General features: G+C 40.0%; 14 protein-coding genes. 7 read left to right on the top strand and 7 right to left on the bottom strand.

Annotated elements, in window-relative coordinates:
• Nucleotides 1-2 precede the first annotated feature (2 nt).
• Nucleotides 3-1,490: a xylulokinase gene (locus V6R21_RS04610; protein WP_334241328.1), complete on the bottom strand. Its 1,488-nt coding sequence runs from the start codon at nucleotides 1,488-1,490 to the stop codon at nucleotides 3-5.
• A 225-nt stretch (nucleotides 1,491-1,715) separates the two neighbouring features.
• On the opposite strand from V6R21_RS04610, the gene V6R21_RS04615 reads away from it, so the two are divergent.
• Nucleotides 1,716-2,735, top strand: coding sequence for a LacI family DNA-binding transcriptional regulator (locus V6R21_RS04615; RefSeq protein WP_334241330.1), 1,020 nt, complete (start codon nucleotides 1,716-1,718; stop codon nucleotides 2,733-2,735).
• A gap of 13 nt (nucleotides 2,736-2,748) precedes the next feature.
• On the opposite strand, the gene V6R21_RS04620 is transcribed toward V6R21_RS04615, so the two are convergent.
• The 5 genes from V6R21_RS04620 to V6R21_RS04640 form a co-directional block, all read right to left on the bottom strand.
• On the bottom strand, nucleotides 2,749-4,089 hold the full coding sequence (locus V6R21_RS04620) for a transposase (RefSeq protein WP_334241169.1): 1,341 nt from the start codon (nucleotides 4,087-4,089) through the stop codon (nucleotides 2,749-2,751).
• A 315-nt stretch (nucleotides 4,090-4,404) separates the two neighbouring features.
• Nucleotides 4,405-4,950 (bottom strand): SUKH-3 domain-containing protein, encoded by a 546-nt coding sequence (locus tag V6R21_RS04625; RefSeq protein WP_334241332.1) that lies wholly within the window; start codon nucleotides 4,948-4,950, stop codon nucleotides 4,405-4,407.
• Between the two features lie 870 nt (nucleotides 4,951-5,820).
• The gene (locus V6R21_RS04630; RefSeq protein WP_334241334.1) at nucleotides 5,821-6,816 is read right to left on the bottom strand and encodes an aldo/keto reductase; all 996 of its coding nucleotides are present in this window, start codon (nucleotides 6,814-6,816) and stop codon (nucleotides 5,821-5,823) included.
• Nucleotides 6,817-6,821: 5 nt separating this feature from the next.
• Complete coding sequence (locus tag V6R21_RS04635) at nucleotides 6,822-7,109, bottom strand: putative quinol monooxygenase (RefSeq protein ID WP_334241335.1); 288 nt, start codon at nucleotides 7,107-7,109, stop codon at nucleotides 6,822-6,824.
• Nucleotides 7,106-7,726, bottom strand: coding sequence for an NAD(P)H-dependent oxidoreductase (locus V6R21_RS04640; RefSeq protein WP_334241336.1), 621 nt, complete (start codon nucleotides 7,724-7,726; stop codon nucleotides 7,106-7,108). Before V6R21_RS04640 ends, V6R21_RS04635 begins: the two co-directional genes overlap by 4 nt.
• Before the next feature lie 104 nt (nucleotides 7,727-7,830).
• Here V6R21_RS04640 and V6R21_RS04645 point away from each other — a divergent pair, with 104 nt between their 5' ends.
• The 6 genes from V6R21_RS04645 (at nucleotide 7,831) to V6R21_RS04670 (ending at nucleotide 12,264) form a co-directional block, all read left to right on the top strand.
• On the top strand, nucleotides 7,831-8,724 hold the full coding sequence (locus V6R21_RS04645; protein ID WP_334241338.1) for a LysR family transcriptional regulator: 894 nt from the start codon (nucleotides 7,831-7,833) through the stop codon (nucleotides 8,722-8,724).
• A 68-nt stretch (nucleotides 8,725-8,792) separates the two neighbouring features.
• Nucleotides 8,793-9,593, top strand: coding sequence for a molybdate ABC transporter substrate-binding protein (gene modA, locus V6R21_RS04650; protein ID WP_334241029.1), 801 nt, complete (start codon nucleotides 8,793-8,795; stop codon nucleotides 9,591-9,593).
• Nucleotides 9,565-9,963, top strand: a complete 399-nt coding sequence (locus V6R21_RS04655) for a TOBE domain-containing protein (protein ID WP_334241031.1) — start codon at nucleotides 9,565-9,567, stop codon at nucleotides 9,961-9,963. The genes modA and V6R21_RS04655 overlap by 29 nt, the downstream gene beginning before the upstream one ends.
• Nucleotides 9,963-10,634 (top strand): molybdate ABC transporter permease subunit, encoded by a 672-nt coding sequence (gene modB / locus V6R21_RS04660; protein WP_334241340.1) that lies wholly within the window; start codon nucleotides 9,963-9,965, stop codon nucleotides 10,632-10,634. Before V6R21_RS04655 ends, modB begins: the two co-directional genes overlap by 1 nt.
• Nucleotides 10,631-11,509, top strand: a complete 879-nt coding sequence (locus V6R21_RS04665) for an ATP-binding cassette domain-containing protein (RefSeq protein WP_334241033.1) — start codon at nucleotides 10,631-10,633, stop codon at nucleotides 11,507-11,509. Before modB ends, V6R21_RS04665 begins: the two co-directional genes overlap by 4 nt.
• Nucleotides 11,510-11,541: 32 nt before the next feature.
• Nucleotides 11,542-12,264, top strand: coding sequence for a hypothetical protein (locus V6R21_RS04670; protein WP_334241035.1), 723 nt, complete (start codon nucleotides 11,542-11,544; stop codon nucleotides 12,262-12,264).
• Between the two features lie 12 nt (nucleotides 12,265-12,276).
• On the opposite strand, the gene V6R21_RS04675 is transcribed toward V6R21_RS04670, so the two are convergent.
• On the bottom strand, nucleotides 12,277-14,418 hold the full coding sequence (locus V6R21_RS04675; RefSeq protein WP_334241037.1) for a hypothetical protein: 2,142 nt from the start codon (nucleotides 14,416-14,418) through the stop codon (nucleotides 12,277-12,279).
• Between the last annotated feature and the right edge of the window lie 36 nt (nucleotides 14,419-14,454).

Genomic DNA, 14,454 nt, shown 5'->3' on the forward strand with positions numbered 1-14,454 from the left:
TATCAGGCATTTTTCAGCAATGTCTCCAGCTGGTTCTTCCAGCTTCCATATGCTTCCTGATATACTGCTTGATTAGTCAAGTCCGGTTCTACCAATCCTGTACACGCTACAGACTCAGCAATTGAATCGATAGAAGTATGGTGCCCAAAACCAAATGCGGCTCCCATTGCTGCACCACGGCTACCATCTGTATCATATAGCTCGATTGGTACTCCTGTCACGCTGGACAAAGTGCTTGTAAACACCTCACTCTGGAACATATTGGTTTTGCCAGCCTTAATCACTGAAGGTTTCACTCCCATCTCTTCCATGATAGATATTCCATACTGGAAAGAGAATACAATACCTTCTTGAGCAGCTCTGTAAAGGTGTGCAGGTGTATGCTTATTGAAATCCAACTGGTGAATACTGGCACCCAATGTACGATTGGAAAGCATTCGCTCAGCTCCGTTTCCGAATGGGAAAATCTGCAAGCCCTCAGCGCCTACCGGAATCTTAGCCGCAGCATCATTCATTTCATTATAGGAAAGATGTCCGCCTGCTGTGTTCTTCATCCAGCTATTCTGGATTCCTGTTCCATTGATACAAAGGAGAATCCCTAAACGTCTGTCCTGAGTTGTGTGGTTAACATGAGCAAAAGTATTCACTCTGGATTCCTGATCGTATTTCAGCTCATCACTGATGCCATACACAACACCAGAAGTACCTGCTGTAGCTGCAATTTCACCTGGCTTCATTACATTCAGTGAAAGGGCGTTGTTTGGTTGGTCACCTGAACGGTAGCAAACTTTAGTTCCTACTGCCAAGCCCAATTCCTCTGCCACTTCAGGCTTTACTTTTCCCTGATCTCCGAATACAGGACATATATCAGCCAAAAGCTGTTTATCCAACTGATAGTAATCCAAAAGGAAATCAGCTGTATCTTCTTTTTCAAAATCCCAGAAAGTACCTTCAGATAGACCTGTTATAGTTGTATTGACTTCACCTGTTAGTTTCATGGCGATATAGTCACCCGGCAACATGATCTTGTAGATCTGCTCATATACCTCAGGCTCGTTCTCTTTTACCCACTTCAACTTTGAAGCGGTAAAGTTGCCTGGAGAATTCAACAGGTGTGTCAAACACTGATCTGCTCCCAATTCATTGAAAGCCTTATTGCCAATCTCTACAGCTCTGCTATCACACCAGATAACGGAAGGGCGTAACGGTTTCAGGTTTCTGTCCACCACAACCAGTCCGTGCATTTGGTAAGCGATACCGATGCCCAATACCTTTTGGGTGTTAAAGCCTTTAGCTCTCAGTTTCTTGGTTGCTTCCTTCAAGGAATCCCACCACATCTCAGGTTCCTGTTCTGCCCATCCTGCCTGAGGGCTAAGGATTGCCTGCTCCTTTTCAGGAAAAGATGCTGAGGCTACCAGCTTGCCTGAATCAGCTTCTATTAAGCTTGCCTTTACGGATGAAGTGCCAATATCGTATCCTAGAAAATACATATATGCTATAAGAAAATTGAAGTTTTATTTCCTTGTACTCTCTGTACTTGTATATATTACAATTCTAATATGCAGGCACCGTAAAACCAATGGATTATAAAAACGTCAAAGGAAAAAACGGTTTCGCAACCGTTTCCAATTTTCATATTGATTGAATACTCGGTATTTTTATGGCAAATTCTGTTCTTCTGCCAGCCTATTGATCTAGACAGACAAACAACTATCATGAAAAAGAACTATACCATCACAGATCTTGCGATTCGCCTAGGGATATCGAAATCCACCGTTTCAAGAGCCTTGAAAGACCATCCTGATGTGAATATGGCGACAAGGGCGAAAGTAAAGGCGCTTGCAGAAGAGTTGAACTATCAACCCAACCTACTTGCCTCAGGCTTGGCCAGTAAAAAGAGTTATATCATAGGGGTAATTGTACCAGAAATCTCTCAGCAACACTTCTTCGCCAAAGTATTGGAAGGTATTCAACACGAGGCAAAAGAACAGGGCTACAGTGTCATGATCTGCCAGTCTGACGAATGTTTTGAAGAAGAGGTCAATCAAGCTCAGATTTTAAGGAATAACCGTGCTGCAGGGGTACTGATCTCTCTTTCAAGAGAGACTCAATCATTCAAACACATAGAAAACCTTAAGAACAGTGGTGTTCCTGTGGTTCTTTTTGACAGAACGGTATCTGAGCTTCCTGTATCTCAAGTAGTCGTAGATGACTATAAGGGAGCATTTGAACTGACGCATTACCTGCTTGAAAAAGGATACCGTGATATTGCTTACTTGAGTGGTCCTATGAGTTTGGAGATTAGCCGACACCGATATGAGGGTTATTTACAAGCTTTACGGGATTATGATATCAATACAGCTGACAGCCGGGTTTATGAATGTCTGAAGCTATCTTCGGATGTAAAAGAGGCTGTCCGTAAGATGTTGCTTGAACCGAAGCATCCTGAAGCCATTATGTGTGTACATGATTATATGGCTGTGGAGGTAGTTCGTTATCTTAAAGAAAGGAATATTCAGGTACCGCAAGACATTGCTGTTACAGGTTTTGCTGGTGATCCTGTTACTGATATTATCACCCCAACCATCACCACCATGAAGCAACCTGCTTACGAGATGGGACGTGCAGCTACTGCTCAACTGATCAAAGAAATCAATGCAGAAGATTGGGATGAAGTACCAGCCATCAAAAAAGTGTTTGATACAGTGTTACAGATCAAAGCATCAACACGATAAAGTAAACATGAGTTTACCCGAATTCTTGTTTCATCAAGAAAATCAGGGCATCTCTAAGTCTATAAAGCGGTATGGAAGCAATTCTGTACCGCTTTCCTTTTTTGTCAGAAGTATGTTTTAGAATAAGTACTACTAGGACACCCTTCCTCAAATGCATCAGCCAAAGCAAAAACAGGTAAACAAGCATGACGATCTTGATAAACTTCATTCGCTTTTCCCATGTCATGACTCTGATAGACTCAATACCCAGCTCAGCTTTGTTGTAACGGAAAGTGCTTTCGACAAGCCATCTTCTTGAATAGGCAAAAACCAGTTTCCAGGCATGTCGACTGTTTTCCACCCTCTCGGAAGTGAGTAGATACCAAGGGCTTCTTCCCATCTTTCCTGACCGGCAGATGATCAGGGTGAGTGGCACATCCGGGTATGCAGGGTGCGTCACCCTCATCCAGAGGACACCGGCTTTTCGGTAGACCTGCTGTTTCATGTCCCATACCATCCGTGTAGAGGTGGCTTTTTTTCCAATGGACAGGTAACAGGTCTTCTTTTTCACCCCGGCGGAATTGAGCAGGATGTAGTGTCCGTTCCACCGGATGAGGAACCGGCATTGCAGTCCGATCAGGAAGCTGAGCCAACGGGTTGCGGCAAAGCCTCTGTCAAATACATGTAGCGCGGTATCTCCAAGCAACTCCTGACATCGCTTCAGGAGCCTGACATGCCGGTCATACCAGCCTTCCGCCTGCGGACCACGATGGCTCCAACAGTCACTGCGAAACAGGATGGGAGCCGTATCCATACCCGACAGCAATACCGTTAGCCAATGCAGGCCTGCTACAAAAGCAGGCTTGGTGGTAGGAGGATCGTAATACCCTTTCCGGATGCGGATCAGACGCTTGAACTTGCTGCTGCGTACAGGGCAGAGCCCTTCCCCCTTTTCCGTCTCATGCTTTTCTATTTCCCCATCGTCCCACAGGGCCAGCAACCACTTGCCGCTAGCCACTACCTCTGTGGCAAATGCTACAGCCTGCTGCTCAAAGAAATTATCCAGCAAGGTTGACATCCACTTCTGTGAGTCCAGTAGCCGATGGATACGTTTCATACCTGCCCAGCCTTGGTGCTCTCCCAAAAAGTGGGCGCCTAACCTGGTCACCAGCAAGGAGTGCCGACTGTTTTCCAGGCTCAGGATCGAGACAAATAAATGGTAGAAAGTTCGGACCAGACGTTTGTCCAATACTTGGTTCAAGGTCTCAAGTAAAGGCTCCAGAAATACGTACAACCGACTTAAGGTGATTTTTGCCAGACGGGCGCACTCTTTGGGAGCTGGCTTTGTTTCTTTATGTAGAATATAATTCTTCATAAAAAAGAACCTTCAGAAGAGAAATAACATTCCCTTTTGAAGGTTCTTTTATATTACACCGAAAATTCGGGTAAACTCATGTTAGGAGTGAAAGCCAATGGCTTAAGTTCAACTTTGGGAAGCAAGTCCTAGCGCTAATGGAGTAGTACCTAAAAGAACAAGCCACCAAGGTTTTTACACTTGATGGCTTGTTTATACTTCTCTGCTATTCCCTATGTTTGTTGTGGTTCGATTCGGATCTGAAGATCCTTGAAAACGATTTCAAACTCAAAAAAGTTAAGTTCGATTAAATAGATGCTTAACTATTGGGAGTAGTCACCCCTTAGGAACTTTCCGTTTAAACCATTTTCCCTTATGTTCCCCTTCCTCTTCTAGAATATAAGCATGAGTATATAAATCATTTTTTAATATACACTTAAGTCCTTGATAAGGATCATCATGAACTTTTACACATCCTAGAATTCCAGTATTAAATATATACACTGCAAGGTTTTCGTCAACAGCAGCCGTAAAATCATCTCGAACCATACCGATAGGATATAGTTTCTTTCCTATCAAGTCAGAATAATATTTTATTCCTCCTTCTTCTCCCTCTGCATCAATTACAAGTTCTTCACCATACATTAAATCAAAGTGGATGTAATTATCATATTCTATTTTATCTACTTGACCATCACTAATATATTCAATTTCACCCTTGTTATGTATTTCTAAACCTAAAAACTCTGACATAAACAAAAGATAGTTCTCAGGATATTCCCCAAATTCATTTTTTAATAAATTTGACAAATCTATTTTACGACCTTCTTTCCATCCAGCTTCTTCAAAATAAGGAATTATTTCTTCAGGTAGTCTTATCATTCTATTTCTTTCTTAATGTGATACTTCTTCAATATGTAGTTTTTCTAATAAATTGGAACAAGAGGAACATGCACATTTAAACTTTCCATGAGAAGGAGCTGATTTAGCCTTTTGTTGTATATTCACAGCTTTCGACTTGATATTATGGAAAAATTCTCTCAACTCACCTAAGGAAGGGACTTTATCCCCAAAATGAGTATTTACCCACTTGCGCAAGTATCATTATTTCAAGCGAGCATAGCGAGTGCAGAATTACGCTACTTGTGCCTAAAGTAAATAATCGTTTCTAGTCCCTCGAAAATATCAATTTCTTACTAAAAGATAGAATAACAATCCTCAACTGATGGTAGCATCTGCTATACCCTATCATGTTGTGATCGAATACTTAAGCAGATGTATCATTGAAATCGGAAGTTTTAAACGCTTCAATGATTTATTGGTTCAACTCCTTTGGGATTGGATAAATGGATTTACTGATACCGCAGGCTAAAGCCTACGGCTACTATTATTGAATCCCTTTGGGGTTTTTTCTCTTACAGCAAACACTGTTTCCGATAGCACCGAACTTTGGTTGGTTATTTCAAGATGTCGCTCCTAACGGAGCTTTAAAAAGATAACCGATGGCTGATGGCTACAAAGGTTTAGCACCTTCAAGGAGTCAGGTTATCATAACTCAATGCTCGAATCTAAAGGAAACAATTTACAGCATTTATTATCTCATAACCTTGAAAGGGTGGAACAGGATAACAGCATCCTTTAGTACATTATCAAAGGGTTATCTCTCTATTCCAATTCAATACTTGCCTATTTTTAATAAAAAAACACCTGAAGAGAAAGTTCTTCAGGTGTTTGAAATATCCCAATATGTATTTAGTTGGCTGAAATTACATGTGTCAATTCCTTTTCAATAAAGGTCAGCTCTTCATGGCTAAGAGATACTTCCATTGCTTTTGCATTCTGAATAGCCTGTTCTGCATTTCTTGCCCCTGCCAGCACCACTGTAATGCCATCTTGCAAGGTTGTCCACCTTAATACCAGTTGTGCCAAACTAACAGATTTATCAGCAGCCAAACCTGATAGCTTATCGAGGAAACCTTTAACCTTATGCAAATCAAACTGCTTAAAGTATTCGTTACGGTGGTCGTCCTCTTTCAATTTTCCATCTTGGAAATATTTACCTGTCAAAAGGCCCCTTTCCATTGGACTATAGGCAATAATACCCACCTTGTTCTGAATCGCATATGGCACCAAATCACTTTCGATTGACCTGTTCAGCATACTATAGGCCACCTGATTACTGGCTGGTAAAAACGTTTCAGCTGCTTCATCAAGTTGAGCTACAGCGTAGTTGCTTACACCTGCTGCCCTAATTTTCCCTTGCTCCACCAAACGTTCCATCGTTTCCATCACTTCGCTAATGGCAGTACTGTCATCTGGCCAATGCAATTGAAGCAAGTCTATATAATCTGTCTTCAGCCTTTTCAGACTGTCCTCCACCTCTCTGATGATACTTCCCTTTCCTGCATACTTGTAAACAGGAATTGTATTCCCATTTTCTACTGCATCAAAGAAATGAATGCCCTTCCCTTGATTGCTGCCATCCCAAACCAATCCGAATTTTGTCAGCAATTGAATTGAAGAACGGTCCTTTCCTTTTATGGCTTCTCCAATAACCTCCTCACTCAAGCCAAATCCATAAAATGGTGCTGTATCAATGGTTGTTACCCCATTTTCCAACGAAGCCTGAACGGAAGCAATCGAATCTTTATGGACATTACCGCCCCACATATTACCACCAATGGCAAAGGATCCGTATGTGATCGCTGACAGTTTTATATCCGTATTCCCTAGTGCTCTGTATTCCATATCAATCAAAGGATTTTAGTTTTATGTATAATTGGCTGCTCAGCCAGTTTTTCATCAATAATACTGGCGAACGCTTTTATATATGGGCGCTGATTGTGCTGGTCAAGTCCTTGCTGATCCTGCCATATCTCATAGAATACAAACATGTTTTCATCGTCGGTACCCTGATGCAGATCATACTGGAGACAGGCTGCTTCTTTGCGTGAATGCTCCACCATAGTATTAAGGACTTGCAATACTTCCTCCCTGTGCTCAGGTTTTGCCTTAATGATAGCTGTCAGATAGACTTTCATAATTCTATTTCGGTTTGCTTGAACTCTTCATTGAATACTTCTTCCAAGTGCTCAGCGTATTTTTTAATGTCTCGCTCAACATTGGCATTCTTCTCCACATCATGGAAATGGAAACTCTTCAACGGTTCCAACCCAGTGAAGGCATTCATACGATGAAATCCGAACATGGCACCTTCATCCACTGATTTTTGGTCAAAGAACTCACCCGGCAAGGTAAAAGCTGTAGCCGGAGCATTCCATGAAGTGGTCAGCATATACTTACGCCCATGCATCATCCCTCCTGTTCCGTAGTTGATTGACGGATTGGAAGCATCCCTGCCGTCACTGTGGTAGATCCCTTTCGCATGGCCTGCCGTGAATACCTCATCGATGTACTTCTTGAAACCGTTTGGCAACTGGAACCACCAGACTGGTGTATGGTAGATGATATAGTCTGCCCATACAAATTTCTCCACTTCCTGATCCTTGTCGTATCCTTCAGCGATATGGGTAACCTGAACATTGATACCATCCTGATTTTTAAAGAATTCCATTGTTTGTTCAGTCACAGTCTGGTTATATCTGCCTCCTGAGTGTCCGAAATTCTGTCCAGCATTAATGATCAATACATTTTTCATAGTTGTGTTGTTTTGTTTCATGATGCAAAGAAATAGCACAATCAACTATGATAAAAATAGTTTAATTCATAGCTTTCTATCATAATTATAATAGTTGAAATGATATGGTAAATCTGGAGTGGTACAGGACTTTTAAGGCAGTCTATAAGGTAGGAACCCTAACGGGTGCAGCAGAAGAATTATTTATATCCCAACCCGGTGTCAGTTTGCATCTCAGCTCACTGGAAGCCTATGTAGGGTATAAGCTGTTCAAGAGAACGGGCAGAAAAATGATTCCAACTGAGCGGGGAAAGATACTTTTCAACGTGATTTCAGAGCCGATGGCAAAACTGGAAGAAGCGGAAAAGACCTTCCAGAAAAGTACTGAAAAGGATACGCCGACGGTCAGTGTAGGAATGTGCTTTGAGACTTTCCAGATCACGCTTGAGCCTTATGTCGCTTCTTTGCCTTTCAATATGATTATCAGCTTTGGGGAATACCCTGAGATGATTGACCAACTCGAAAAAGGCATTCTTGACCTGATTATCACGCCACATAAAAGCAGTTCGACCAGCATTGATTTTGAGGCATTTTCCTCGGAAAAAATATTGCTGGTAGGTAGCAACAGCATTGATATACAGGATTTTCAAAACATTGTAGCGGAACAGTCACTGGGTCAGCTGGAAGAGTGGCTTATCAGCCATAAATGGTTTGGCACCACCGGAGATATGGAACACCTTTTCCGGTTCTGGCGCCTCAACTTCGGTAAACACCCTGACTTCAGGCCAAACTTTATTGTTCCTAACCTGCATTCCATTGTCCGATGCCTGAAGGCTGGAAATGGATTAGCTGTTGTACCTGATTTTCTTTGTAGGGAAGAAATCAAAAACAATCAGATTCAACTGGTTTGGGAAGGGAAAGAATTGCTGGAGAATACACTGTATTTTGGCTCTAAAAAGTTGAACAGCAAAAAGGATGAAATAGCACATCTCAAAAGTTTATTGAAGGATACCATGTGACTTTCTGAAGCTGCTACACTATCTTGAGAAATACTTATACTGGGTATTGAATTTTTATATTAAACTAAATGAGAACAATCAGCTTTATCATTTACTTACTGACTGCCTGTTTTTTGGTGATTTCCAGTTGTAACAAGCGTGCAGAAAGTAAAGAAAAGGAAGTCATTACCATTGCAGCAGCTGCCAATATGCAGTTTGCCATTCAAGCTTTGGCAGACTCTTTTGCCAAAGAGCATCGGCTTGAATATAACTTGGTGATCAGCTCATCTGGAAAACTGACAGCACAGATCAAGGAAGGAGCGCCATACGATATTTTTGTCTCTGCCAATATGAAATACCCTAAGGAGATTGACAGCATCGGAAAGGCTGCAACCACCCCAAAAGTATACGCTTACGGGAAACTTGTTCTTTGGTCGATGATGGAAAACATCTCACCATCCATAGAAGCACTTACAGGGAATAAGGTAAACCACATTGCCTTGGCAAACCCTGCAACTGCCCCATATGGAAAAGCCGCTACGGAATCCTTAGAAAAAACGGAATTAACGGAAAAAGTAAAGGGCAAACTGGTGTTTGGGGAGAGCATCGCACAAACCAACCAGTTTATCACATCAAAGTCTGCCGAACTGGGGTTTACGGCACTCTCAGTCGTACTTTCACCTGAAATGAAGGGAAAAGGCAAATGGACACAAGTTCCCGATAGTCTTTATACTCCTTTGGAGCAAGGTGTTATTATTGTCAAGCAAGACAAGACAGTCAGACCTGAAGTACTGCGCTTTTATCAGTACCTATTTTCGACTGACGCAAAAAAAATATTGAAAGCATTTGGATACGCAGTAAATGAATCGACTATCAGGACACATCACTAATATTCGGGTCAGTGGCAGCATGTCTTTGGTTACAGTAAAAGTAGCAACCATTGAACTTCAAACCATTATTATTGAAACACCAGAAACAGCAGCTTACTTGAAGGTTGACCACCCGATTCATATACTTTTCAAGGAAACCGAAGTAGTAATAGGCACTGATACGGAACATGCCGTGAGTCTGACCAACAAGATAAAAGGATCGTTAGCTGTAATTGAAAAAGGTTCTCTTCTAAGCAAGCTGACCATCGAAAGCGAAGTAGGCAACCTGATAGCCATTATCAGCAGCGATGCCGTTAGGCAACTGGACTTACAACAAAACGATACCGTCATAGCCATGATCAAGTTAAATGAAATAATGCTCTCTGAATAATGGATTGGACACCCCTGATACTGACATTTGAGCTGGCAACCGTTACGACATTGCTCCTTTTTCCCCTCTCTCTGATGCTGTCCTTCTGGCTGGTGCGAACCAACTCCAAATTAAAGCCCCTGATCGAAACATTGGTCAGTATGCCTTTGGTGCTGCCCCCTACAGTGTTGGGTTTTTACTTTTTGGTGGCATTCAGCCCCAACAATGTATTCGGAGAATGGCTAACCGATTGGTTCGGCATCAAACTGGTTTTCTCTTTCGGAGGATTGGTGGTAGCTTCACTGTTATACAGTCTGCCGTTTATGGTACATCCCCTTCAAGCAGGATTGGCAGGGCTATCTCCCACGCTGACTGAAGCTGCTTATGTGATGGGAAAATCCAAGTTAACCACACTCTTAAAGGTACAGCTACCGAATATCAAACCCGCTATCCTGACAGGTATCGTCCTTTCTTTTGCGCATACGGTAGGTGAATTCGGGGTAGTGCTGATGATCGGTGGCAGTATTCCGGGCAAAACCAAGGTAGCTTCCATTGCTATCTATGAGGAAGTGGAAGCCCTTCATTACGGTGTTGCCAATGTCTATTCCCTAATCCTTTTTGCCATTACTTTTTGTGTATTGCTGTCTGTCTACCTTGTCAATGGCGGCTACCTGAAACGATTTCTGAAATGATTGAACTGAATATACAGAAGCGGCTCAATGCCACAGCAGGAGAAATGCAACTGCAAGTCAATTGTCAAATTGAGCAGGGTACATTTACCACGCTTTATGGTGAATCCGGTGCAGGAAAGACCTCCACCCTCCGCATGCTCTCCGGTTTGATGTCACCTGACAATGGACGCATTACAGTCAATGGCAAGGTATGGTTTGATTCAGAAAAAAGGATTAACCTCTCCCCTCAGCAGCGCAGTATCGGGTATGTCTTTCAGGATTATGCCCTATTTCCAAATATGACGGTACAGGAAAACCTACAGTTTGCCTTGGCGAAAGGTCAACCTCAAAACATTATTGGCGAACTGATAGAAATGATGGAACTGGGAGACCTGCAAAATCGGAAACCCACTACCCTTTCAGGCGGTCAGCAGCAACGTGTAGCCTTGGCAAGAGCATTGGTACAACGTCCTCAGCTGCTACTGCTGGATGAACCGCTTGCCGCACTGGATATCAAAATCAGGCTCAAGTTGCAAGACTTTCTACTGAAAGTACATAGGGAATATAAGCTGACTACCCTCCTGATCAGCCATGATATAGGTGAAATCACCAAGCTATCCCAACAGGTGATGGTACTTGAGAAAGGTAAGATCACCCGACAAGGCACACCTGCCGCCATCTTTACTGATAACCATATCAGTGGCAAATTCCGGTTTGCAGGAGAAATACTTCAAATTGATAAACAGGAAGTAGTTTATATTGTCACCGTACTGGTACAGCAGAATATCGTCAAGGTTATTGCACAGGAGGAAGAAGTCAAAAAATTCCAGATTGGGGATAAGGTAATACTGGCATCAAAAGCTTTCAATCCGATAATTTTGCCAGTGGTAGATTAAATGGTGCGTTTACAAATTCAAACTGTATTTAAATGAATGACATGACATCTATTATAGACGAATATATCCAATTCTGTAAATACGTTGACTTCATAGATAACTATACATTTAAGCATGATACTGTAGATCAGTATACAGTAAAACAATTGGTCCATCAACAAAATTTTAGATCAGCTTATGAGAGTGTCAATGATCATCTAGATGAGAGCCTTACTTGTATAAACTTCTCTTTTAAGAGAATGAGAGAAGCTATTATCTATAACCAAATCAAGAGTGTTTATTCAGAAAATCAGTCACATTATCATAAGTTAATCAAGCTTCAATTTGAACAGAGCTTTTTAGATCATGATCCTATGTTCTTCCGACTAGAATTTACGCTTAATTTATGCTACTATTTCAGCTATGCAAAGCTTGGGAAAGAAGTTCTATTCAATATGATCGACCAATTTATTCGGAGCAGAAACAAAGTTGACAGTTATAGATACCTTGTTTTCTTGGAGTATTTTGTGGACTTAGTCAGCTCTTTTTCTACAGATTTAGGACTTTCAGAAGATGAAAAACAAAGGTTTTATATAGACATCGTTATGACTCCATTTGATCACAATGAATTTTGTGAGGGGGTAACAGATCATCTTCGAAAAGCTTTATGGAATATTAAACCAACTGATGACTGTAGATCTATATTTGAATATTGGGCAAACTCTCCACTCACTACTATTTCAAAAATTGCATCGAAAACTTTGAGTAAAATGTAATAATCATTTAAATCAATGATTCTCAATATAGAAACCAATATTTTTTGGCTGTACTCCTAAATAAATTAAAGCACCACTTTCCAGCAACTGTTTCTCAAATGACTCAATATCTGTTTTCTTTAGAGTGTAATTAACCCTTCGATTACTTTTATCAAGATCAGGTTTCATTTCCATAAATACTTGAAATGGCACTGATGTTTCCTGCTGTATCATTTCATAAATAGTCTGAACTTCTCTGTCTACCTTATTATGTTTCCATTTCTGAACCCTTTCAATCAAATCTAGCTTAAAAACCCAACTCAAAGTATAGATGTCTTTTCTTATATAACCATAAACTAATGGGAATGCGATTTCTGTTCCATCTATTAGTCTTAAAAACATTTTATATTTAAGGTCAATCGCATAAGTTGAAGGGCTATTTTTTCCTTTTTTATAAGTAATAATCTCTCCCTTAGCTCTTATTAATATACCTTGAACTTGAGTGGTTTCTATCGTTTCGATATTATGATGATCTTGATAGATAAACTCTATTTTTCCCGATTTTATATTAATTCCTCCATATTCCCCACCTCTAAATGATTTACGTATTGCCCAAAATCCACCACCTAAATTAATAGGAACAGTAAATAACATAACTGATATAAATGACAAAGGTATATTCTTTTCTACGACGCCTAATATGATATAAATGATTATAGCTGTAGGAATTCCCAAACCTAAAAATTGCTCATACCAAAAGGGTTTAAAGTGTTTAGTATAAGTCTTAAGTACATCTCCCTCAAAAGTACCATAAATATCATCTGTAAATATCGATTTTGGTCTTAGATACTGAAGGTCATAACTTGGTTTTACCTTGATGTTAGTGATCTCCTCTTTGTTTACTTTTCTTAGTACATTAACATCTTTCAAGGAAGATGAAAACCAATCACTTTTAATAAATAAAGATGCTTTCTCTTGTTCATAATCTAAAAACTCATCCAATCTGCTAAGAAGAGTATAATGTTCACTCTTTTGGGAATCAAAATGCACATTTCCCTCTACACAAAACTTATACAGTAGTTGATAAATACCATTTGATTTCAATTGTTTTTTTATCTTCTTATAGTGCCTCCTACGATTGAAAAATGAGAATGATAAAAATAGCGTAGAAAGTACTAATGGAAGCACTCCAAATATTATATTCAATAGTGAAGTCCAACTTTCACTTACATTAAGCAATAGTAAAGTTGTTATTACTGAAAATAAAAGAATCTTAATGAGTATTCCGTAGATTTCCTGATCTTGCCTTCTTGTATTTATATTCCACGCCTTATTATGTATATGCCTATTCCAGCAGTAATCATAGATAAACTTTGATTCTGGTAAATTCTCAACCTCACTAAAATCATAAACAATTGTTCCATTTTCTGTTACATATACATTCCCATCAAATTCAATCAGTAACTTTGTCAAGCTTTCTGTAGCCTCCCATTTAGGAGACCCCGTCAAAGTCATATAATTAGCGACAGTTATTAAATATTCGTGTTTATGAAGATAGGCTACCACCTGATGTTTTACACTTTCCTCTTCATCAACTAAATATTGATCACCTAACAAAAATGATTGAAGAATATGGATATGCGAACGCTTTCTGTTGTCACACTCTAACGTAGGAATGTCCATTGTTTCCTCATAATTAAGATGTTGATCAAAAAACCATCTCAGACAGAAGTAAGTTATTACCAGTAATAAAATACCTATTACAACTTCTGCCTCCAATGCTTTCTTAATATGTAAGACAAATGGATGAAAAGAATAAGATACAAGGATATATGCAATTACACTTAATGCAATTGCATGATAAAAATAGATAGTTGAAGGAAGAGTTATTCTAACAAATTGAAAGACAATGGATTTAGTAATTTTTCGTATACTTTGCCTTACCTTTCTTAAGGTTCGTTTCCACAAAGGCTGAAAAATCATGTTATATATGACACTTTGATCTCTATTGGAGATGCTAAATAAGTGTCCATCTTTTATAAGGCTTTTAATTCCCTGATTTACTTCATTTTGACTGTAACCTGTCAGTATGGTTATTTCGTCTAACGAAGCATTTCCATCAAGCTTTTTAAAAGCCTTATATATTGATTGCTGAATCTCCTTTGATGATGACATCCGATTACAATTAGAATAAAAAATATGCCTCAATAA

The sequence above is a fragment of the Limibacter armeniacum genome, from assembly GCF_036880985.1.
GTDB classification, from domain to species: domain Bacteria; phylum Bacteroidota; class Bacteroidia; order Cytophagales; family Flammeovirgaceae; genus Limibacter; species Limibacter armeniacum.

Bases quoted from the DNA above. Each gene is read 5' to 3' on its own strand.
- modA (WP_334241029.1), top strand. From the start codon at position 8,793: ATGAGAACAATCAGCTTTATCATTTACTTACTGACTGCCTGTTTTTTG.
- V6R21_RS04625 (WP_334241332.1), bottom strand. From the start codon at position 4,950: ATGATAAGACTACCTGAAGAAATAATTCCTTATTTTGAAGAAGCTGGA.
- V6R21_RS04665 (WP_334241033.1), top strand. From the start codon at position 10,631: ATGATTGAACTGAATATACAGAAGCGGCTCAATGCCACAGCAGGAGAA.
- modB (WP_334241340.1), top strand. From the start codon at position 9,963: ATGGATTGGACACCCCTGATACTGACATTTGAGCTGGCAACCGTTACG.
- V6R21_RS04610 (WP_334241328.1), bottom strand. From the start codon at position 1,490: ATGTATTTTCTAGGATACGATATTGGCACTTCATCCGTAAAGGCAAGC.
- V6R21_RS04630 (WP_334241334.1), bottom strand. From the start codon at position 6,816: ATGGAATACAGAGCACTAGGGAATACGGATATAAAACTGTCAGCGATC.
- V6R21_RS04635 (WP_334241335.1), bottom strand. From the start codon at position 7,109: ATGAAAGTCTATCTGACAGCTATCATTAAGGCAAAACCTGAGCACAGG.
- V6R21_RS04615 (WP_334241330.1), top strand. From the start codon at position 1,716: ATGAAAAAGAACTATACCATCACAGATCTTGCGATTCGCCTAGGGATA.
- V6R21_RS04640 (WP_334241336.1), bottom strand. From the start codon at position 7,726: ATGAAAAATGTATTGATCATTAATGCTGGACAGAATTTCGGACACTCA.
- V6R21_RS04670 (WP_334241035.1), top strand. From the start codon at position 11,542: ATGAATGACATGACATCTATTATAGACGAATATATCCAATTCTGTAAA.
- V6R21_RS04645 (WP_334241338.1), top strand. From the start codon at position 7,831: ATGGTAAATCTGGAGTGGTACAGGACTTTTAAGGCAGTCTATAAGGTA.
- V6R21_RS04655 (WP_334241031.1), top strand. From the start codon at position 9,565: ATGAATCGACTATCAGGACACATCACTAATATTCGGGTCAGTGGCAGC.
- V6R21_RS04675 (WP_334241037.1), bottom strand. From the start codon at position 14,418: ATGTCATCATCAAAGGAGATTCAGCAATCAATATATAAGGCTTTTAAA.
- V6R21_RS04620 (WP_334241169.1), bottom strand. From the start codon at position 4,089: ATGAAGAATTATATTCTACATAAAGAAACAAAGCCAGCTCCCAAAGAG.